This window comes from Pseudomonas sp. AC532 (genome assembly GCF_979258965.1).
Map to the genome: position 1 here is coordinate 1,247,408 of NZ_OZ409888.1, position 20,690 is coordinate 1,268,097.

At 63.6% G+C, this 20,690-nt stretch carries 21 protein-coding genes and 1 pseudogene; 7 read left to right on the forward strand and 15 right to left on the reverse strand.

Annotation, left to right across the window (positions count from 1 at the left end):
* Positions 1 to 2: 2 nt before the first annotated feature.
* Positions 3 to 854 carry an STAS domain-containing protein gene (locus ACZ0AV_RS05985; protein ID WP_499150195.1) on the reverse strand — a complete coding sequence of 284 codons (852 nt, stop codon included), beginning with the start codon at positions 852 to 854 and terminating at the stop codon, positions 3 to 5.
* Between the two features lie 329 nt (positions 855 to 1,183).
* On the opposite strand from ACZ0AV_RS05985, the pseudogene ACZ0AV_RS05990 reads away from it, so the two are divergent.
* A pseudogene (locus ACZ0AV_RS05990) lies at positions 1,184 to 1,972 on the forward strand (MCP four helix bundle domain-containing protein); the annotation flags it as partial.
* 57 nt (positions 1,973 to 2,029) lie between these two features.
* Positions 2,030 to 2,830, forward strand: coding sequence for a methyl-accepting chemotaxis protein (locus ACZ0AV_RS05995; RefSeq protein WP_499153304.1), 801 nt, complete (start codon positions 2,030 to 2,032; stop codon positions 2,828 to 2,830).
* Between the two features lie 51 nt (positions 2,831 to 2,881).
* On the opposite strand, the gene ACZ0AV_RS06000 is transcribed toward ACZ0AV_RS05995, so the two are convergent.
* From ACZ0AV_RS06000 to ACZ0AV_RS06030, 7 genes are all read right to left on the reverse strand, one after another.
* Positions 2,882 to 3,541, reverse strand: a complete 660-nt coding sequence (locus ACZ0AV_RS06000) for a cytochrome c oxidase assembly protein (RefSeq protein ID WP_499150196.1) — start codon at positions 3,539 to 3,541, stop codon at positions 2,882 to 2,884.
* Complete coding sequence (locus ACZ0AV_RS06005) at positions 3,541 to 4,140, reverse strand: SCO family protein (protein WP_499150197.1); 600 nt, start codon at positions 4,138 to 4,140, stop codon at positions 3,541 to 3,543. The genes ACZ0AV_RS06000 and ACZ0AV_RS06005 overlap by 1 nt, the downstream gene beginning before the upstream one ends.
* Before the next feature lie 117 nt (positions 4,141 to 4,257).
* Positions 4,258 to 4,737, reverse strand: coding sequence for a RipA family octameric membrane protein (locus tag ACZ0AV_RS06010; RefSeq protein ID WP_499153305.1), 480 nt, complete (start codon positions 4,735 to 4,737; stop codon positions 4,258 to 4,260).
* A gap of 231 nt (positions 4,738 to 4,968) precedes the next feature.
* Entirely contained in the window at positions 4,969 to 5,478 is a 510-nt protein-coding gene (locus ACZ0AV_RS06015) for a ferritin-like domain-containing protein (RefSeq protein WP_499150198.1), read from the reverse strand.
* Positions 5,479 to 5,700: 222 nt separating this feature from the next.
* Positions 5,701 to 6,201, reverse strand: coding sequence for a YciE/YciF ferroxidase family protein (locus ACZ0AV_RS06020; protein WP_499150199.1), 501 nt, complete (start codon positions 6,199 to 6,201; stop codon positions 5,701 to 5,703).
* 80 nt (positions 6,202 to 6,281) lie between these two features.
* Complete coding sequence (locus ACZ0AV_RS06025; protein ID WP_499150200.1) at positions 6,282 to 6,635, reverse strand: hypothetical protein; 354 nt, start codon at positions 6,633 to 6,635, stop codon at positions 6,282 to 6,284.
* Positions 6,636 to 6,996: 361 nt separating this feature from the next.
* Positions 6,997 to 8,163: a zinc-dependent alcohol dehydrogenase gene (locus ACZ0AV_RS06030; protein ID WP_499150201.1), complete on the reverse strand. Its 1,167-nt coding sequence runs from the start codon at positions 8,161 to 8,163 to the stop codon at positions 6,997 to 6,999.
* A gap of 171 nt (positions 8,164 to 8,334) precedes the next feature.
* On the opposite strand from ACZ0AV_RS06030, the gene ACZ0AV_RS06035 reads away from it, so the two are divergent.
* Entirely contained in the window at positions 8,335 to 9,378 is a 1,044-nt protein-coding gene (locus ACZ0AV_RS06035) for a LacI family DNA-binding transcriptional regulator (RefSeq protein ID WP_499150202.1), read from the forward strand.
* 232 nt (positions 9,379 to 9,610) lie between these two features.
* On the opposite strand, the gene otnI is transcribed toward ACZ0AV_RS06035, so the two are convergent.
* From otnI to ACZ0AV_RS06060, 5 genes are read right to left on the reverse strand one after another with little or no spacing between them, the layout of a single operon-like run.
* Complete coding sequence (gene otnI, locus ACZ0AV_RS06040; protein WP_499150203.1) at positions 9,611 to 10,387, reverse strand: 2-oxo-tetronate isomerase; 777 nt, start codon at positions 10,385 to 10,387, stop codon at positions 9,611 to 9,613.
* 5 nt (positions 10,388 to 10,392) lie between these two features.
* Complete coding sequence (otnC, locus tag ACZ0AV_RS06045; RefSeq protein WP_350008642.1) at positions 10,393 to 11,034, reverse strand: 3-oxo-tetronate 4-phosphate decarboxylase; 642 nt, start codon at positions 11,032 to 11,034, stop codon at positions 10,393 to 10,395.
* Positions 11,031 to 12,302 (reverse strand): 3-oxo-tetronate kinase, encoded by a 1,272-nt coding sequence (gene otnK / locus ACZ0AV_RS06050; RefSeq protein ID WP_499150204.1) that lies wholly within the window; start codon positions 12,300 to 12,302, stop codon positions 11,031 to 11,033. Before otnK ends, otnC begins: the two co-directional genes overlap by 4 nt.
* 2 nt (positions 12,303 to 12,304) lie before the next feature.
* Positions 12,305 to 13,249, reverse strand: coding sequence for an L-threonate dehydrogenase (gene ltnD, locus ACZ0AV_RS06055; protein WP_499150205.1), 945 nt, complete (start codon positions 13,247 to 13,249; stop codon positions 12,305 to 12,307).
* Entirely contained in the window at positions 13,236 to 13,946 is a 711-nt protein-coding gene (locus ACZ0AV_RS06060) for a FadR/GntR family transcriptional regulator (RefSeq protein WP_499153306.1), read from the reverse strand. The genes ltnD and ACZ0AV_RS06060 overlap by 14 nt, the downstream gene beginning before the upstream one ends.
* Positions 13,947 to 14,136: 190 nt before the next feature.
* Between ACZ0AV_RS06060 and denD the strand changes: the two genes are divergently transcribed.
* The 4 genes from denD (at position 14,137) to ACZ0AV_RS06080 (ending at position 19,942) form a co-directional block, all read left to right on the forward strand.
* Positions 14,137 to 15,093 carry a D-erythronate dehydrogenase gene (gene denD / locus ACZ0AV_RS06065; RefSeq protein WP_499150206.1) on the forward strand — a complete coding sequence of 319 codons (957 nt, stop codon included), beginning with the start codon at positions 14,137 to 14,139 and terminating at the stop codon, positions 15,091 to 15,093.
* Positions 15,094 to 15,148: 55 nt separating this feature from the next.
* The gene (locus tag ACZ0AV_RS06070) at positions 15,149 to 16,555 is read left to right on the forward strand and encodes a GntP family permease (protein WP_499150207.1); all 1,407 of its coding nucleotides are present in this window, start codon (positions 15,149 to 15,151) and stop codon (positions 16,553 to 16,555) included.
* Between the two features lie 182 nt (positions 16,556 to 16,737).
* Positions 16,738 to 17,898 (forward strand): L-talarate/galactarate dehydratase, encoded by a 1,161-nt coding sequence (locus ACZ0AV_RS06075; RefSeq protein ID WP_499150208.1) that lies wholly within the window; start codon positions 16,738 to 16,740, stop codon positions 17,896 to 17,898.
* A gap of 247 nt (positions 17,899 to 18,145) precedes the next feature.
* Entirely contained in the window at positions 18,146 to 19,942 is a 1,797-nt protein-coding gene (locus tag ACZ0AV_RS06080; protein WP_499150209.1) for a methyl-accepting chemotaxis protein, read from the forward strand.
* Between the two features lie 7 nt (positions 19,943 to 19,949).
* Here ACZ0AV_RS06080 and ACZ0AV_RS06085 read toward each other — a convergent pair whose 3' ends face one another.
* Positions 19,950 to 20,210: a DUF1652 domain-containing protein gene (locus ACZ0AV_RS06085; RefSeq protein ID WP_499150210.1), complete on the reverse strand. Its 261-nt coding sequence runs from the start codon at positions 20,208 to 20,210 to the stop codon at positions 19,950 to 19,952.
* Positions 20,211 to 20,280: 70 nt separating this feature from the next.
* Positions 20,281 to 20,631, reverse strand: coding sequence for a hypothetical protein (locus tag ACZ0AV_RS06090; RefSeq protein WP_499150211.1), 351 nt, complete (start codon positions 20,629 to 20,631; stop codon positions 20,281 to 20,283).
* Positions 20,632 to 20,690: the final 59 nt, after the last annotated feature.

Genomic DNA, 20,690 nt, shown 5'->3' on the forward strand with positions numbered 1-20,690 from the left:
CATCAATCCGCTTTGCTGAGGGTGACGCCCAGACGGCTCAAGGCCAGCTTGAGGGCATCGGCCAGGTTGGCCTTGGTCACCACGCCCTGCAGATCGAGCCCCAGGTGCACGATGGTCTGCGCGATCTGCGGACGCACACCGCTGATGATGCAGTCGGCGCCCATCAGGCGAATGGCGGTCACGGTCTTCAACAAGTGCTGGGCGACCAGGGTGTCGACGGTCGGCACGCCGGTGATGTCGATGATGGCGATTTCCGAACCGGTATCGACGATGCGCTGCAGCAGCGACTCCATCACGACCTGTGTGCGCTGTGAATCCAGCGTGCCGATCATCGGCAATGCCAGCACGCCGTCCCACAGTTTGACCACCGGGGTGGACAGCTCGAGCAGCTCTTCCTGCTGCCGCTTGATCACCGACTCGCGGGATTTCTGGAAGGTGCGAATGGTGTGCATGCCGAGGTTGTCGAGCAACTCGGAAACGTCCAACAGCTGTTGTGCCAGTACGTCGGGCTGCGCGCTGTATTGACGTTGCAGCAACTTGAACAGCGGCCCCTTGAGGGCAAAGATGAAACTGGCGGTCTGATGCGAATCGTGACCGAGCAGAGCACGGCTGGACGACAGACGCTCCAGGAACTGGCGGACCGCCTCCCAGCTGGTGGCCGAGATGTTGGTGCCGTTGCCGCTTTCCAGCCCGGCAATGGTGAGATGCAGAAACTCGGAGGTCTGCTGCTGCAGGTCCTGCTCTTTCAGATTGCGGGTCGAGCCGCTGGCTTCGAGCGCGGCGACCCACTCGCCCAGCAGTTGCGCCTGATTGTTCTTGATCGCTTCGACGGTGCCGATCTGCAGTGCAGCCATATGCCATAACTCCTAAACAAATACGTGCCGTTCCCGAACCGACCGGCGTGAGAAAGTGACAGGTGTGGTTCGCGATAGTTGGAGATAGTTTTTCAGCCTCGCATCATAAGAGCAAAGCATCATGGCGCAGAAGTACCAAGTGAAGCCAAAATGACAGCATGGGTGGCTTGCCGGGAGCCGGTTCTCGGCGGCCGGCCAGTCAGGTTGCCGTCGCCCTTATATAAAGGCGTCATGAGGCAGGAAAAACATCGGGTACCCGACGAGAGATGGCAGCGTGAAATCAATGGCGCCCGTATACTGGCGCCACTCCAATGACATGGACTGCACCCATGCGCCTCGATACGCTGACCCTCAAGACCCGCCTGATCATCGCAGTGGCGATTCCTTGCATCGCCCTGATTCTGGTCGCCGTGACCAGCCTTACCAGCATGTCCAACATGCAGAGGGAGGCCAGCGCGCTCTACCTCAATACTTCCGCGCCGATGCGCGCCATGGCCGAGGCGGCTTCGCGGATCCCGCGCATGCGGGTCGGCATCGACATGATGCTGCTGCAGGACACCGCTCTGCGCGACGAACGGGGGGTCAAGACACGCGTGCAGGAGGCCCTCAACGAGGACATTCCCGGCATGCGCGAGGCGATGCGCAACGCAGTCGAGGCGCAGGTCAATCCAGAGCGTCGGGCCCAGGCACAACGCCTGCTCGATCAATTCGAGACGATGGTCAGCGGTGAGCTCACGCCGATGCTGCAGGCCCTCGATGGCGGCGACATGGCCCGGGCTCAGCAGATCTACCGTGACCAGTACGCGAAAAGCTACGGAGTGATGCGCCAGGGCGCCAATGAACTGCTCGATACCCTGCTGCAACAGGCCGAGCAGCAGAACCAGCGCAGCACCGATAATTACCAGCAGGGGCGCACGCGCCAGTTGGTGATCATCGTGCTTGGCCTGCTGGTGTCGTTCATCGCCTCCTGGCTGATCGTGACCAACCTGCGCCGTCGCGTGTCCACTCTGCAGAGCAGCCTGGGCAACGCTGCCGACAACCTGGCTCTGAACGCGCGCATCGAGCTCAGTGGCAGCGACGAGCTGAGTGACATCGCCCACAGCTTCAACCGCTTCCTGGAGAAAATCCACGGCATCATGCTGCAACTGGCCGGCAATTCGCGCCAACTCGCCAACATGGCTCGCGAAGTGGCCGAGCGCGCGCAATTGACGCAAAGCAACTGCACCGCGCAGAGCGATCGCACGGTGCAGGTGGCCACCGCCATTCACGAGCTGGGCTCGACGGTCAACGAGATCGCCGGCAACGCCGAAAACGCCGCACGGGTGGCGCGCGAAGCGACCGAGCACGCCAATGGCGGGCGTGAGGTAGTGGACCAGGCCAACCGCCAGATCGATTCGCTGAGCGGCGAGCTGGAACAGGCGGCCAAGGTGGTAGGCGCGCTGGCTGGGCAGATCGACGCCATCAGTTCGACCCTGGGCACCATCCGCAGCATTTCCGAACAGACCAACCTGCTGGCCCTCAATGCCGCCATCGAAGCGGCTCGCGCGGGCGAGCAAGGCCGTGGCTTCGCCGTGGTGGCCGATGAAGTGCGCACGCTGGCCAGCCGCTCCGGCGCCTCCACCGAAGAAATCCAGAAGGTCATCGACCGTTTGCAGGCCGAGTCGCGCTCTGCCGTGGAAGCCATGGCCAAGGGTCGTCAGCAGAGCGAACGAGTGGTCGAATATGCCGGCAAGGCCGCCGAAGCGCTGGCACAGATCAACGGCCACATCGGCCAGATCAGCGACCAGAACATCCAGGTCGCCACCGCCACCGAAGAACAGTCCTGCGTGGTCGAGGAGATCAACCGCAACGTCGAGCAGATCAACCAGTTCACCCAGGAAACCACGCTGATCGCCGACCAGTTGACCGACGCCAGCAGCAACTTGCAGAGCCTGTCCAAGCAGCTCGATGACCTGGTGGGCAACTTCAAGCTGTAACCGACAGCACCAGTGACCACCGCCAGGCGATTGCTGGCGGTGCTGGTACCCTCAACCGCTCTGCTGCCCCCTGCCCTCGCCCGTCGTCGCCAGCAAACGCGCGCCCAGCGCCACGGCGCCGCCCAGATAGACAACGCCACTCCAGGCGGCCATCAGAATGCCGCCGAAGCGCTGATCCTCCAGCTGCTCGAAGCCGAACGCGCCCAGGCATAGCTCGGCGGGATAGATCAGCTTGGGTGCCATGATCAGAATCACCCCCAGCATGGTCATGTGCACGAAGGTCAGGAAGAAGCCGAACATCGCGGCGACCAGCCCGCGCCTGGAGCGGTTGGCGAAACCCAGCAACCAGACGCCGAGGCCCACGGCGAGAAAGCTGGCCTGCTGGACGACGAAGGCCCAGACATTGAGCGCCGCGGCCTCGTGCAACAGCGGAGCATGCCAGCCCCAGACCACCAGCATCTCGGCGCAGAACACCAGAAACGTCCAGGCGCCGAGATGGCGCAGCCGGTCCAACCGCAGCCCGGATCGCGCCAGCCCGATGGCCAGCAGTGGCGTCGCGAGGGCTACCACGCCGAGGTGAAGCAGCATGTGGGCAGAAAACGCCGTGCGGCTCATCGCTGGCAGGGGGCCCAGCCAGCAGGCGGCCAGGACCAGAAAGCCCACTATCAGTGGCCAGTTGCGTGGTCGACGCCGCGGCACCTCGGCCGTCATCAAGGCGCGCTCATGGCGCGGGCGATGCCCTGAACCATCGACTCGACCGGCGCCTGCAGGGAAAACAGCTCTGCCAGCTTGCCGCCAGGTGCCACCAGGTAGATCGAACCGGTGTGATCCAGCAGATAGGTGTCGCCGATCGGCACCTTCTCGACATACACCCCATAGGCATCGGCCACCTGGCGAATCTGCTCGGGGCTGCCAGTCAGGCCGCTGATGCGCGTGTCGAAGAATGCCGTGTAGGCCGCCATGACCTGCGGCGTATCGCGCTCCGGGTCGAGGCTGATGAACAGCGGTTGCACCCGTGCGGCCTGCTCGCCGAGCCCGTCGAGCACCCGGGCCATGTGCACCAGGGTGGTCGGGCAGATATCGGCGCAACGCGTAAAGCCGAAGAACACTAGCAGCCACTGGCCGGCGAATGCCTGCTCGGTAAACAACTGCCCGTGCTGATCCTGCAAGCCGGACAACGCGCGCGCATCGAAGCCGGAGCCGACCGCGGCGGCAACGGGCACAGGCGCCGGCCACAACCGGTACGACAGCGGCAACGCCGCAAGCAACAGCAGGACGGTTGCAGCGCTGGCTATCCAGATACGCTTCACGTTTGTTGCCCTCCCCTGGGCTTCAGCACGCGGCCGGCCCGCGCACTTTTCTCCAGCCTCAGACCACGCCTCGCTGCGCGGGTGCAGGGAATCGAACGGCAAAGGTCGGGTGCAGTGCTACAGCTTGGTGGTCGAGGACAGTTGCAGCCACACCGAGAACAGGCCGAGCCCGGCCCAGAAAAAGGTGAAGAGCCACGGAGAGCGCAGCGAGAACCGCAGGGATTTGATGTAACGCTCCTTACTCGACTCATGCTCGCTGAACAAGGGTGACTCGTCATAGGCATGACCGAACCTCGGCTCGCTTCGCAACAACTGTTCCTGCTTGAAATGCCAGTGGCCGATGATCACCGCGGAGGCTCTGATACCCGGCCAGGCATTCAGCGAACTGACGATGCCGAGCAGCGATAAAAGGGCGGGCACCACCAGGGTGAACAGATCACCCCAGCCAGGGTTGGCGTTTGCCATCGAGGAGGCGTAGGCGATGACCAAAAACGACTGCGCCGAGAGATAGGCGTTGGTACGGTCGGCCAGCAGATTGGTCTCGTACTGGATCTCCCGCCGATAGAAATCCAGTCGCTCCTTTGGCGTGCCGAACATCAGCGAGTCCGACACCTCGACAGTATCTGTGGCAGGCGGTGGGTTTGGAGAGGTGATGATCGACACGTAGGGTTACCGCATGAAAAATACAGAATTGAACGTCGGCCACGCTGAATTCAGCGGGCGACACTGGAGCGCGGGCAGCAGCGCCGCACGGCGATGCTCGAACGGGCCCGGCGGGGCTCGCACCAGGTGCGCAGCGAACCCGCCGGGCCGATGCCGCAGGCAGAGTCAGCGTTTCGCCTGGGTGTCCGGCGCCTCGGAACGGGCCAGAAATGCCTCGGTCAGCTCGGGCAGGTGATTCTTGATCCACTCCGCCATGGCCACTTCCTGCGGCAGGATGGTTTCACACACGCGCTGGGTCTCACGGTCACCAGTGGCCTTGGCCGCAGCGATCAACACGGTATAGGAGGCAATTTCCAGGTTCTCGAATACGTAGCCGCTCATCGCTCCCTTGATGACCTCATCGCTCATCATCGAACCACCGACGGCTTGCCCGAAGGCGGTCAGCTTGCCGGCGATGTCCTTGAGCATCGAAGGCTTTTCACCCAGGCGCTGCAGGCAGCCTTCCAGCAGTTCGCGTTGCCCCTGAGTCTCCTCGATATGCTGCTCGATTCGGGTTTTCAATTTGGGATAATGCTCCAGGCGCGCGGCCTGGGCCTTCAACATCTGCTCGGCCTGTTGTTCCATGGCGTGAGCATCACGCAACCAGCTCAACAGGTTTTCGTTTTCAGTTGCCATGTCGATTCTCCTGAATCAATGATCATGTCCCTTGTTGGGAATGAACAGACCAGTCGTGCGTTCGAACAGTGAGACGAATGGTCGGTTGGGCCATCACGACTCAGGCGAGCCGGTATTCACCGACAGCCCCCGTAACATGGCTGTCGGTTTGGATAACGCTGCGCCAGATGTAGTGATGACAATCAAATAAGGCTGGCCGCGATTACATCGACCACTGTTCCATCAGGCTTTTTTAGCCGCTTCCTGATTACCGCCTTCCAGTGCAATTCTGCTCAACTTCTCATCGCTGGCTTTTTCTTCGGCGAGCGTTTGCTGAAGCAAAGCGACGGCATCCTTTTTCAACCCCAACTGCTGAGCCATTGCGACCAGCGTGCCGTAGCTGGCTATTTCATAGTGTTCGACCTTTTGCGCTGCCGCGATAAGCGCGGCATCGAGAACCGGGCCCTTGTCGATTTCATCGAGCACTTCCTTGGCTTCCTCGACCAACCCTTCCATGGCCACGCACTTCATGCGCTTGAGCTTGAGCCCGGCCAGTTCCACGAACTGGTCGATGCGCTCGATCTGCCCATGGGATTCTTCCAGATGAGCCTGGAATGCCTCGACCAGCAGCGGATTGGTCGCAGCGCGCGCCAGGCGCGGCAATGCCTTGGCGCCTTGCTTTTCAGCGCTGTAAACGTCTGATAATTCGTGAATGAACAGGTCTTCGATGGTTTTACGAGCCATGATGCTCTCCACTGGGTTTCAGAAGGACCGGATGCGCTCCAGCCCGAAGGCGTATGGCGATATGCGCGAATGTCACTCGATCAGGCCGACGGCCGCTGACGGCAATCCAGGCTGCGACGCGTCCACATCATCTTCGCGGCAGTTGGGCTGACCGGCGCGCCGGTGAAGGTTGGCAGCTTGCGGCGAACCCAACGCGCGCCTGCACCCTTCCAGGAGATTTCTCCGCTGACCAGTTTCTCGTCACGCTCGAACTCGTGCGCCAGCGCCCGCAACTCTGCCTCGTCGGTTACCGCACGGTGATCGATGGCGCGGATGAACTTGGTAGAACCGTCTTTGATGACCGTCAGCAGAAACTTGCCGTCCGGGCGTGGCGTCAGGGTGATTTCATGATGGGGAAGTGCAGCGGCAAGTACGTCGAGGGCAACAGCAGTCATCGGAAAAACTCCCTAGATGAAATAACGGGTTAACGTCACCTGTTATTGCACAGCGCATGCCAATTCATAAAAAGGCGGAAAAGCCCGCCAGCCGGGCTCTTGCGAAACTTCGCACGGCATTCGTTATTGCAAACTGCAAGATGCAAGTTGTAACGCAGCGCATTCTGCATGCCATCAAAATACAACTATCCAACTTATATAATTTCAACGTGATATCAGAACTTACATTACTTACAATCAAGCGAAACGGCGCACGGTTAATTAAACTCAGGCCCGCAGCAGTTAACCGGGCAACCCTGTTTCGCTTGCACAATGAAAAGGCCGGCAAAAGAGCCGGCCTCGGCGCAGCACGTACGCTACCTCAGGGACGCAGAATCACTTTGCGGCACGCGTCATCCTGCTTGTCGAACAGCCGATAGCCCTCGGCGGCGTCCGACAGGTTCATGCGGTGGCTGATGATGATTTCCGGCTGCAGCACGCCACTCTGGATGCGCTCCAGCAGGTCGGGCAGCAGGCCGTGAACGTGGGTCTGGCCCATCTTGAACGTGAGCCCCTTGTCGAAGGCATCGCCGAACAGGAAGCCATGAATGAACCCTGCGTATACACCGGGCACACTGACCGTACCGCCACGCCGTACGGCAGCGATGCATTGACGCAGGGCCTTGCCGCTGCTGCCTTCGAGCTTGAGCTGGGTAAGCAGGGTTTCCGTGGCGCTGCCTTTGGCTTCGAAACCCACCGCGTCGATGGTGCAATCCACACCACGATGGCCTTCGGTCTGCTCGATGATTGCCTCGGCCGGGTCATCGACCTTATCGAAGTTGAAGGGAATCGCACCATAGGTCACACGCGCGTACTCCAGGCGGTACGGCGAGTTGTCGACCATGAAGATCTGCTTTGCGCCGAGCATGCGCGCGCATGCCGCCGCCATCAGGCCGACCGGGCCGGCGCCGTAGATCGCCACACTGCTGCCCTCGCGCACGCCGCCATTGAGCACCGCCTGATAGCCGGTCGGCAGGATATCGGTGAGAAACAGCACGCGCTCGTCGTCGAGCTCATCGGGGATCTTGAACGGCCCGGCGTTGGCTTTGGGCACACGTACCAGCTCCGCCTGGCCGCCCGGCATACCGCCGTACAGGTGGCTGTAGCCGAACAGCGCCGCGCCGGAAGGTATCTGCTTCTTGTTGAGGATCGCGCCACGCCCGTTGTTGGTGGTTTCGCAGGCCGCGTGCAGGTTCATGTCGCAGAAGAAGCAGCTGCCACAGGCGATCACGAACGGCACGATCACTCGATCGCCCTTGCGCACTGCCGTTACCGCACTGCCGACCTCCTCGACGATGCCCATGAATTCATGGCCGAACACATCGCCATGCTTCACCTGGGGAATCTTGCCGCGGTACAGGTGCAGATCGGAGCCGCAGATGGCGGTGGCGGTAACGCGCAGGATGATGTCGTCCGGCTCCTGGATCACCGGGTCGGGTACGTTGTCGACGCGAACGTCGTGGCTGCCGTGATAGGTCAATGCACGCATGGTCATCTCCAGAACGAGGGGTTTTCAGGTGCCTGTCGTAGATACCGAAAAAACCGTTCACGGTAAGTTCATGGCCCTGGACAAGTGGCCGCTTGCACTCACCAGCACGCACACCGAACGACGCTTGGGCTACCATCGACCGGTCAGATCAACGCAGCCAGAGACCCCGCAATGCGTGAAGCAGATCATCCGCCGTCCGTCCAACGCCGAGCTGCCAACCCTGCCAAGGCACCCACTCTGGCCGACGTGGCCAAGGTCGCCGGGGTGTCACCGATCACCGTTTCACGCACCCTCAATCAACCGGAGATCGTCCGCCCGGAACTGCGCGAGAAGGTCTTTCGCGCGGTGCACAAGACCGGCTACGTACCGGCGATGCTCACCGGTGTGGCCGAGCAGCGCAGCCGGCTGATTTCCCTGCTGGTACCGACCATCGCCAATTCGATCTTCTCGGACACCGTGCAGGCGCTGATCGACACCCTCACCGAAGCCGGCCACGAAACCCTGCTGGGCCTGACCAACTACAGCGCCGAACGCGAGGAGCAGTTACTCGATGCGATTGTGCGGCGACGGCCCGATGGCATCGTGCTCACCGGCACGCTGCACACCAAGGCCAGCCGCACGCGCCTGTCGCGCTCGGGGATTCCCATCGTCGAATCCTGGGACCTGGCGCCCAGGCCGCTGGACATGCTGGTGGGGTTTTCCCACGAGGCGGTCGGTGTGGCCATTGCACGCTACCTGACGGGCAAAGGTTATCGGCGCTTCGCCGTGGTGACCCTGGATGACCCGCGCGGGTTGCGGCGCTGCGACAGCCTGACCACCGAGCTCGCCAGCCAGGGCATCGCCGTCGTACCCCGCGTGGTGCTACCACCGCCCGCCACGGTGAACCTTGGCCGCGAGGGACTGCAGCGCCTGCTCGCCGGCGGCGAACGCCCGGATGTGGTGGTGTGCAGCTCGGACACCCTGGCCCACGGCATTCTCGAACAAGCCACCGAATTGGGCATCCGTGTGCCCGATGACCTCGCGGTGATGGGCTTCGGCGACCTGAGTACGGCGGCCCACCTGCATCCCTCTCTGTCCACGGTCTGCATCAATGGCGCGGAAATCGGCATCCAGGCCGCCCGCGCGCTCTTGCAGCGCCTCGGCCATCCCCATGAAGAGCCGGTGAAGGTGCGCATCGACACCGGTTTCCGTATTGTTGAAAGGCAGAGCGCCTGAGAGCTTCACCTACGCGGGAAGACGCAAATCTCGCGGGCATGGACTAGGCGTCGCCGCCCGCTCCCACAGATTGTAGAAACCTGTATCGGACTCGCAACCTGGAGCAGGTTTAAAATTGTGGGAGCGCGCCATGCGCGCGAAAAATCGAGAGCATGATCGGCTGTGCCTGACAGCTCGCGGCAATGGCGTCACCAGGTAGAGCCTGCGGCAGGCTCAGTCAGCTCACGCCCCCTCAGCGCCAATTCGCCAACCAACCCAAGCCATCCTCGGTAAGCCCACGCGGGTTGTATTCGCAGCCGATCCAGCCGTCGTAACCCAGCTCGTCGAGCAGCGCGAACAGATAGGCGTAGTTCACTTCACCAAGGTCCGGCTCATGACGATCCGGCACCCCGGCGATCTGGATGTGCCCCACCCCCGCCTGGAACCGCTTGAAGCAGGCGGCCAGGTCGCCCTCCATGATCTGCGCATGGAAGAAATCCATCTGCACCTTGAGGTTGGGCTCGCCCAACTCGGCGAGGACGGCATGCCCCTCGGCCTGCCGGTTGATGAAGTAGCCGGGAATGGAGCGGGTGTTGATCGGCTCGATCAGCAGGGTCAGGCCCTGTTCGGCAAGGCGCCGGGCCGCGTAGCGCAGGTTCTCCAGGTACACCTCGCGCATCCGCGGGCGCAACGCCTCGTCCTCGATCAGCCCGGCCATGGCGTGCAGCCGAGGGCAGCCCAGGGCCTGGGCGTATTCGATGGCCTGGTCGACGCTTTCGCGGAACTGCGCCTCACGCCCCGGCAAGGCGGCGATGCCCCGTTCGCCAGCGGCGAAGTCGCCCGGCGGCAGGTTGAACAGCACCTGGCTCAAGCCATTTTCGGCCAATCGCTCAGCCAGCTCGGCGGCCGGGTAATCGTAGGGAAACAGGTACTCCACGCCCTTGAAGCCGGCGGCAGCGGCGCGGCCGAAGCGCTCGATGAAGGGCGCGTCAGCGAACATCATGCTCAGGTTGGCAGCGAATCGTGGCATTGTGGTCACCATTGGGCGCCGAAGGTCTGGCGCAGCTCGTCAATTTGTTCATCGTCTAGAGGCCGCGTCGGCTGCTGGCGCAGCAGCAGGTACAGCTTGGCAGTCTCCTCGAGTTCTTCGATGGCGTAGGTCGCCGCCTCCAGGTTCTTGCCCGACACCACGGGCCCATGATTGGCCAGCAGCACCGAGCTGTGCTTTCCAACCAGGCCACGAATCGCCTCACCCAGCTGCGGGTCACCCGGGCGGTGGTAGGGAATCAGCGGCAGGCGCCCCACACGCATGACGAAATACGGCGTCAGCGGCGGCAGGCAGGAACTCGCATCCAAGCAATCGAGACAGGACACCGCCGCCGAATGGGTGCAGTGCAGGTGCACGATGGCGCCCGAATCGTCTCGCCCCTCGTACACCGCGCGGTGCAGGAAGGCTTCCTTGGAGGCCGGTTTGCCGGCCAGGTGATTGCCCTGCCAGTCGAGCTTGGCGATGTCGGCCGGGTCCAGCCGGCCGAGGCAGGCATTGGTGGGCGTCAGCAGCCAGCCATCGTCGAGGCGCACGCTGATGTTGCCCGACGAGCCGGGGCTCAAGCCACGCCCGTAGAGGGAGCGACCGATCTCGACGATTTCTTCGCGCAACAGGCTCTCTTTGCTCATGCCAGTTTCCCCCAGGCCTTGACCATGAAGTCGGTGTTGCCGAAATTGCCGGACTTGAGCGCCAACGCCAAGGGTTTGCCGGCACGCCCCAGGGTTTGCGTCCAGGGCACTCCCGGGTCGATGCTCGGGCCGATGCGCAGCCCTCCGATATCCAGGGCGTTCACCACCGCGCCCGAGGTTTCTCCGCCGGCGACCAGCAGTTGCCCGACGCCCTGCTCGTCCACCAATGCTCGGGCGATGGCGGCCAGCGCAGCCTCGACGCGCTCCCCCACCTGCTGGGTGCCGAACTGCTGCTGCACGCGGCGTACTTCCTCGGGCGGGCTACTGGCGTAGATCAGCACCGGCCCCTGCTGCTCGTCAGACCAGGCCAGCGCCTCGGCGACCAACTCGCCGCCACGGGCCATCAGCTCGCCGGCCTCGAGGCGAAACGCCGGGTACACCGCTGCCGCCTGCTCCACCTGCGCCAACGTGGCCCGCGAGCAGCTGCCACTGAGGATCGCCTGGCGCCCCCAGCCTGGGTCCAGTTTGCCGGCTTCGCTACCCGCGCCGAGCAGGCCCCGGGCCTTCCAATCCTGGGCCAGGCCGAGGGCTAGGCCGGAGCCTGCGGTTACCAGGGGCAACTGCGCGCAGGCGGCGCCCAGAACGGTCAAGTCGTCGTTATCGGTGGCGTCGCTGATGGCGATACCGACGGACTCGCCGCGCAGCTCGGCGATCCGCTGGCGGGTCGCTTCGACGCCGGCGCGCAGGGTGCGGTAGTCGATCAGGCCGACGCGCTGACGGGTCTGCGGTTGCAGCACGCGCATCAGGTTGGCGTCCCCCATTGGCGTGAGCGGATGATCCTGCATGCCGCTCTCGTTGAGCAGCACGTCGTTGGCGAACAGGTAACCGTTGAACACACTGCGGCGGTTTTCCGGGAATGCCGGGCAGGCGACGGTGAAATCGCTGCCCAGGGCGCTCAGTAGCGCATCGCTGACCGGGCCGATATTGCCTTCGGCAGTGGAGTCGAAGGTCGAGCAGTACTTGAAGTAGAACTGCCGGCAGCCCTGCGCCTGCAGCCATTGGAGAGCCTGCAGCGACTGCTTTACCGCCTCCTCAGGCGGCAGGTTGCGTGATTTCAATGCGACCACCAGCACCTCGGCCTCGCCAAGCTCCAACGGGCGCTGCGGCACGCCGATAGTCTGTACGGTGCGCGCGCCACCACGCACGAACATGCTGGCGAGGTCGGTGGCGCCGGTGAAGTCATCGGCAATGCATCCGATCAGGGGCATGGTTACATCTCCTCGTTGGCGGCGACAGGCAGCTGGATGCCGGGAAAGATCTTCGCCACGGCGATGTCATCCTCGCGGCCCAGGCCGGCGGCCGAGGCCTGCTTGAACATCTGGTGCGCGCTGGCCGTCATTGGCAGCGGGAATACCGCGTCCTGGGCACTGTCGAGCACCAGGCCGAGATCCTTGACGAAAATGTCGACGGCCGAGCGCGGCTGGTAGTCGCCAGCCAGCAAGTGCGGCACGCGGTTCTCGAACATCCAGGAGTTGCCCGCGCTATGGCTGATCACCTCGTACAGCGCCTTCGGGTCGCAGCCCTGGCGGATGCCATAGGCCATGGCTTCGGCAGCGGCGGCGATATGCACGCCGGCGAGCAGCTGGTTGACCAGCTTGATCTGCGAGCCTTGTCCGGCTTCGTCGCCCAGCCGATAGACCTTGGCCGCCACAGCCGCCAACGCGGCTTCGCACTGCTGGAACGCCGCCGCAGGCCCGGAGGCCATGATGGTCAGCTCACCCGCCGCGGCACGCACCGCGCCACCGGAAATGGGTGCATCGAGCATCGCCACCTGATGCTCGGCCAGGCGTTTGGCGATGCGCCGCGTAGCGTCCGCGGCAATGGTCGCGCAGGCCACCACCACGGTGCCGGGGCGCAGGCGTGCCGCGATACCCTGCTCACCGAACAGCAACGCTTCGGTTTGCTGGGCATTGACCACCACGATGAACAGCACGTCGCTGCCCGCAGCCTGATCGCCCAGGCTGGCGACCGGCAGGCCGCCCTCGGCGGCAAATGCCCGGCGCACCTCGTCGCGAATGTCGTAGCCCCAGACCGGCAGGCCGGCGCGCAACAGGGAACGCGCCATGCCCAGGCCCATGGAACCGAGCCCGATCACGCCAATGGTGGATGTCGCTGTCATGTTGTGACTCCTCTTGTGATTGTTATCCGGCGCCATCAGCCTCGCTGCGCGCCTCACGCAGGCGGGTTTCGGCGTTGCACAGGTGCGTGGAGGCGGCCTGGCGCGCGGCCTCGCTGTCGCCGGCGGCAATCGCCTCCAGCAAGGCGTGGTGTTCGTGGTCGACCTGCTGCATGTAGTGGGCGTTGCGCGCCTCGTTGCGGCGGGTCACGGCAATGGCCTGCTGCAGCAACTGGTGCAGAAAATCGATGGTTTCCAGGAAGTGCTGGTTGCCGGTCGCGGCCACCACGCTGCGGTGGAAGGCCAGGTCCTGCCTGACCCCGTCCTCGCCGCGCTCGACCGCTTCGTCGAGTTCGGCCAGGGCGTTTCGCATCGCCCGCAGGTGGGCATTGTCCCGACGGCTGGCGGCCAGCTCGGCGGCCTTTGTTTCCAGTGCGCTGCGCAGTTCGAGGATCTCCACCACCGCCGAGAAATCGCCTTGCGGCTGCGACAGGCGCAAGGCCACCGAGGGTTTGCTGGTCACGTAGGTACCACTGCCCTGGCGGGAGATGAGCATGCCTTCGCGCTTGAGCATGGAAATGGCCTCGCGCACCACCGTGCGGCTGACTCCGTACTGGTCGCACAGGGCCTGCTCGGTGGGCAGCCGCGTACCGGCGCCCAACTCGCCTTCGTGCACCGCCGTACTCAGGCGCTTGGCCAGCCTCTCGGCGAGCTTTGGGGTGGCTTCGTTCAGCATCTGCACAGTGATCTCCCGGCAACCTTACCGACGGTTCTCGCGCGCCTCGAACTTACGAGAACGACGCGAACGGTTGCGCCAACGTTAAATTCATCATACAACATGACAACTTCCTGTCACCTAGTTCATCCAACAACAAGAATACGGGGCATCCAAATGCCCGGATATTCTCCCCAGCGGAGCGTGATCCATGAACATACTGGTAACCGGCGGCGCCGGCTTTCTCGGTGCCCGACTGATCGAGGCACTGCTCTCGCCCGATGCGCACGACCTCCTGCCGCCTGGCGGGCGCATCGTTTCGGCGGATCTGGCCGCCTGCCCGATCATCGACCCACGCGTCGAGTCGCGCACCGGCGACATTGCCGATCCTGCCTTCCTCGCCTCGCTGATCGATGCCGACACCCACCTGATCTATCACCTGGCCGCCATCGTCAGCGGCCAGGCCGAAGCGGACTTCGACCTCGGCCTGCGCATCAATTTCGACGCCACCCGCGCCCTGCTCGAACACTGCCGCCAAGCGGGCCGGGCGCCGCGCTTCATATTCGCCAGCTCGCTCGCGGTATTCGGCGGGCCGCTGCCCGAGCAGGTGCCCGAGTCACTCGCTCCGCTGCCGCAGTCGTCCTACGGGGCGCAGAAGGCCATGGCCGAACTGCTGATCAACGACTACTCACGCAAGGGCTTCGTCGATGCTCGCGTGTGTCGGTTGCCGACGATTTCCGTGCGCCCGGGCAAACCCAACGCCGCCGCCTCGTCGTTCGCCAGCGGCATCCTGCGTGAACCGCTGGCCGGCCAGGCCAGTAATTGCCCGGTGCCGCTCGACACCCGCCTGTGGCTCTCGTCACCCGGCACGGTGATCGCCAACCTGATTCATGCCGCGCGCCTGGAGGTCGAGGCCGTTGGCCAGCGCCGCACGCTCAACCTGCCGGGCGTCAGTGTGCGGGTCAGCGAGATGCTCGACAGTCTCGCTCGGGTAGGCGGCGAAGCGGCGCGCCAGCGGGTCAGCCATGAGCCGGACGAGCGCATCCAGGGCATCGTGTGCAGTTGGCCCGGCGACTTCGATATCACCCGCTCGCGTGAACTGGGCTTCACGGCCGACCAGGATTTCGACGCGGTAATCAGGGCTCACCAACGCGACATCAGTCGTTAGCCAACGCGGCCAGCGCCGCAACCGTTGCATCTAATAACAACAAGAGGAATCCACCATGCAAGCAACCTCCATCGCCGGGCCACAGCTAATGGTTGGCCTGGTTCTGGCCATCGTCGTGCTCATCGTGCTCGTGCTTAAAACCCGTATCCACGCCCTGCTGGCGTTGATCATCGCCGCGTCCATCACCGGCCTGGTCGGCGGCATGGCGCCCGATGCCCTGGTCAAATCGATCACCACCGGCTTCGGCACCACGCTGTCCACCATCGGCCTGGTGATCGGCTTCGGGGTGATGATGGGCCGTTTGCTGGAAGTCTCCGGCGCGGCCGAACGCATGGCCTACAGTTTCGTGCGCTGGCTGGGCAACAAGCGCGAAGAGTGGGCCATGATGGTTACCGGCTACATCGTCTCGGTACCGATCTTCTGCGATTCGGCATTCGTCATCCTCAATCCGCTGGTGCGCGCGCTGTCGCGCAACACCGGCAAATCCATGTTGACCCTGGGCATCGCCCTGGCCGGCGGCCTGATGCTCACCCACCACGCGGTGCCGCCAACGCCGGGGCCGCTGGGCATCGCCGGGATCTTCAATATCGATGTCGGCCTGATGATGTTCTGGGGCGTGGTGTTCACCCTGCCCGCCACCTTCGTGCTGGTCGCCTACGCCCGCTTCATGGGGCCGCGGATCGAGGCGATGATCGCCCAGAGCGGCCAGGCGCCCGTCGATCCGGCGGTGGCCTATCGCGAAGTGCTGCAGCGCGCCGAAGAACGTGAAGCCGAGCTGCCGCCGCTGTGGCTGTCGATGCTGCCGATCCTGTTGCCGATTCTGCTGATCTTCGCCAACACCCTGATCGGCGTGATCGCCAAGCTCGACGCCGCCAGCACCTTGCAGCAGAGCCTGCTCGGCCAGACCGTGGCCTTTCTCGGCAACCCGGTGATCGCGGTCGGCTTGGGCGTGGTCGTCGCCCTTTATGGCCTGGTGCCGCGTCGTCCGCGTGATGAAGTGATCGCCGAGATGGAAAAAGGCGTGGAAAGCGCCGGGATCATCCTGCTGGTGACCGGCGCCGGTGGCGCCCTGGGCGCCGTGCTGCGTGACAGCGGCGCTGGCCAGTACATGGGCGAATGGGTGGCGACGCTGCCGTTGCCGGCGGTGCTGATTCCTTTCGTGATCGCCTCGCTGGTGCGCCTTATCCAGGGCAGCGGCACCGTGGCGATGATCACCGGTGCATCGATCTCTGCGCCGATCCTGGCGACCATCCCCGATGTGAACATGGTGTTCGCCGCCCAGGCCGCCGCCATTGGTTCGATGGTCTTCGGCTACTTCAACGACAGCTACTTCTGGGTGGTCAACCGTATGCTGGGCGTGAAGAACGCCAAACATCAGCTGCTCACCTGGTCGGTGCCCACCACCCTGGGCTGGCTCACCTCGCTGCTGACGCTTCTGCTGTTCAACGCCATTCTTGGTTGAACGCCGCCGGCAGCCATGGCCTGCAAAAGCCGTGGCTGCCGGCTTCTCAAACCTCGACAGACGGCTCAAGAGCGCGCTACTACAGGCTTGAATGATTACCCAATCAGCTTAACGTCCAGGGTCACGCCAGCAGTTTCAAGCCTCTGGCGGCCCCTACAAGAACGTCAAGCGAGGTAATCAGTGTGAGCGAACAACCCCTTCCCCAAGGCTGTGCAGACCAGGATCAGATCGCCTGGATCCGCATTGCATCGGTATTTCTGCCCCTGGCCAACCCGATCAGCGATGCCAAGGTGCTCACCGGTCGGCAGAAACCAATGACCGAGGTCGCCATGCTGTTCGTGGAGATCGAAAGCAAGGACGGCCATCGCGGCCTCGGTTTCAGTTACTCGAAACGAGCCGGCGGCCCTGGCCAGTTCGCCCACGCCCGGGAAATCGCCCCGGCCCTGCTCGGCGAGAACCCCAGCGATATTCAAAAGCTCTGGACCAAGCTGTGCTGGGCCGGCGCGTCGGTCGGTCGCAGCGGCCTGTCGACCCAGGCCATCGGTGCGTTCGACGTCGCCCTGTGGGACATGAAGGCCAAGCGCGCCAACCTTTCCCTGGCGCGCCTGCTGGGCGCCCAGCGCGACTCGGTGCGCTGCTACAACACCTCGGGCGGCTTCCTGCACACACCGCTCGACCAGTTGATGAAGAACACCGACCTGTCCCGAGAGAAAGGCATCGGCGGCATCAAGCTCAAGGTTGGCCAGCCGGACTCGGCGCTCGATCTGCACCGGGTCAGTACCATTCGCAAGCACCTGGGTGACGAATTCCCGCTGATGGTCGATGCCAACCAGCAATGGGATCGCCCCACCGCCCAGCGCATGTGCCGCCAGTTCGAGGCGTTCAACCTGGTGTGGATCGAGGAGCCGCTGGACTGCTACGACGCAGAAGGCCATGCCGCCCTCGCAGCCGCTTTCGACACGCCGATCGCCACCGGCGAGATGCTCACCAGCGTGGCCGAGCACGCCGAGTTCATCTACAAACGCGGCGCCGACTATCTGATGCCCGATGCGCCGCGCGTGGGCGGTATCAGCCCGTTCCTGAAAATCGCCTCGCTGGCCGAACACGCCGGGCTGATGCTTGCCCCGCACTTCGCCATGGAACTGCACGTGCACCTCGCCGCAAGCTACCCCACGGAGCCCTGGGTGGAACATTTCGAATGGCTGGAACCACTGTTCAACGAGCGCCTGGAAACCCGCGACGGCCGCATGCTGGTGCCGACCCGTCCGGGCCTCGGCCTGTCGCTCAGTGACCAGGTGGCGGCCTGGACGGCACAGGAAGTGGAAATAGGCCAGCGCGCCTGAGCCGCTTGCCACCCAGGCAGCTCACAGCTACCGGCCGCGTGCCGGTAGCCGTGTTTTATAGGCTGGAAAATACCGGCCCCTGGTCACTTTAACTGCATCGAGCAACCCACTACACTGCGCGCCGCTTTGCGCCTGCGCACTCGTCAACAGGCCGCAAACATCGGCAAACCGCGCCTGGCATTAAAGCTTCGGCGTCGGCGGTCGAATAATAGAAACCAAGGATTCTTATTTTGCCGGGAGCTGTGGCATGCAGTCGTTAAAGTCGCTGTACGACTCAATCGAGATGCACTTTTTCGATACCCTGACCAAAAAGCTGTCCAGCCTCTTTTTGCTGGTCGTGGTCAGCGGACTGTTGTTCTGGGTAGCCACCAGCCTGCGTGCGGACATCCTGAGACTGCTGCAGGCTGCGCAGATCGACCCGGCGCTGCTCGGCCAGATCCAGGGCAAACTCGACACTCTGGGTACCGCCCTGCTGCTCAGCGCGCTGTTCACCCTGACCATGGTCAGCTTCATGGTCTGGTACTTTCGCCACCTCATCGTGCGCCCGGTCGACAACATGACCCGCGCGCTGGAGGAAATCGCCAATGGCGAAGGCGACCTGTCCCGCGACCTGCCACTGCTGACCCACGATGAAATCCGCACCCTGGCCAGTACCTGCAACCGCTTTTTGGCCAAGCAGCGCGAGATCATCAGCAACGTACAGGCGCTCACCGTGCAGATCGCCGTCGAGTCGGCCCGTTCACTGAAGAACATCAGCGACTCCAGCGAAAGCGCCACCCACCAGGCACGCTTCGCCAACGAAGTGATGAGCGAGAGCAACAGTGCCGTCGGCCGCATCGATGAGGTGTCGCAGCAGACCCAGGCGATCTCCAGCACCACCGCGCAGAATCTGAGCATGGCCCGCGACTCTTACGCCGAATTGCTGGAGGTGACCGGCAACATCGGCGCCATTTCCACCAGCCTTGGCGAATTCAGCACGCTGGTCTCGGCGCTCAATGAGCGCTCGTCGAACATCAAGTCCGTGGTCGGGCTGATCCAGCAAATCTCCTCGCAGACCAACCTGCTGGCCCTCAATGCGGCCATCGAAGCGGCACGAGCCGGCGAAAGCGGCCGTGGTTTCGCGGTGGTGGCGGATGAGGTACGTACCCTGGCACAGAACGTCAGCCGCGCCACCGGGGACATTTCCCAGAACATCGATGCGATGCTCATGGAAGTGGCCTCGACGCATCAGCAGACCGCGCTGATCAGTGACAGCGCCCGTGAAACCCAGGTGGTGGTGGAACGCGCCACCGGGCATTTCGAAAGCATGATCGTCGACTTCGAATCCACCAACGGCAAGCTGGCCGAGATCGCCGAACACATCCAGCAGGTGGCCGACGCCAACACCGGTATCAATGAGCGGGTCACCCAGATCCATGCCGACAGCCAGGCCATCGATCAGCGCATGCAGCGCTCGGCCACCGCCACCCGTGACCTGTCCGGCGTGGCCGAACGGGTGCAGACGCTGCTGGGACGTTTCGTCCTCGGCCAGGGCGAACTGGACGCCGCCATCACTCGCGCCAGCAAGTGCCGGGACGTTCTGCAGGTCCGCCTGGCCGCCCTGCAGCGCGAGGGCGTGAACCTGTTCGACCAGAATTACCGGCTGGTGCCCAACACCGATCCCAAGCAGTACATGACGGGCTATACCGAGCGCTTCGCACAGGTCTGCCAGGAAGAGATCGACAAGCTGACCAAGGGCACTCCGGGCGGCATCGTTACCTTCATCGTCGACAACCGGGGCTATTGCCCGGTCAACAACAGTTGGGTGTCCAAGCCGCCAACCGGCAACCGCGCCACCGACCTGCCAGTCTGCCGAAACAAGCGCATGTTCTCCGACCCGGTGGGAATGCGCGCGGCCACCAACACTCAGCGCTTCCTGCTGCAAACCTATCTGCGCGATACCGGCGAGATCATGACCGAGATCGACGTGCCGTTCATTTTCGATGGCCGTCACTGGGGCAACATGCGCATGGGCTTCGACGCCTCGAAGCTGCTCGCCAACTGAACCACGGCTAACGCGGTGCCTGCTCCCGCAGCTGCTGGTCGGCCTGGCGTTCGCGCAGTTGCTGGCGAAGTTCGCGCACGAAACGCGACAGGTCCGCCGTCGTCGACAGCTGGCTCAGCGGCATACCGAGCACGCTGAGCAGCGGCTCGCCGGTGCCAGGGTCGCTGATCGTCACCACCAGCGAGTCTTCATGACTTACCGTGCAGCGACAAGGCAGCGGCAGAAATGCCGACTCGATGACCCGTCGCAGTTCGCCTACCGTCAGCATATTCGGCCCCTCAGCTGGCACGTCCGGGCAGTAAAAAGCCCCGACAAGCGGGGCTCGGTTATGCGGCCGATCAGGCAGTCGGGCGCAGGCGGCGGTCCAGGTTGCGACGCGACCACATCATCTTCGCCGCAGTAGGGTTGACCGGTGCGCCGGTGAAGGTCGGCAGTTTGCGCGACACCCACTGTGCGCCAGCGCCTTTCCAGTTCACCTCGCCGCTGACCAGTTTACGGTCGCGCAGAATTTCATGCTCCAGCGCGCGGATCCCCTCTTCGCTCACTGCCTGCTTGTCGATCGCCTTGGTAAAGATCGCAGCGCCGTCCTTGGTAATGGTCAGCAGGAACATGCCATCCGGGCGCGGCGTGATGGAAACTTGATGATCGGGCAGAACGGCGGTCAGTTGATTAATGGCAGTGAGGGTCATGGGGGCAATCCTTATTTATTGGCAGCGGCCTTATTGGCAGAACGCTAATTCAACAATGC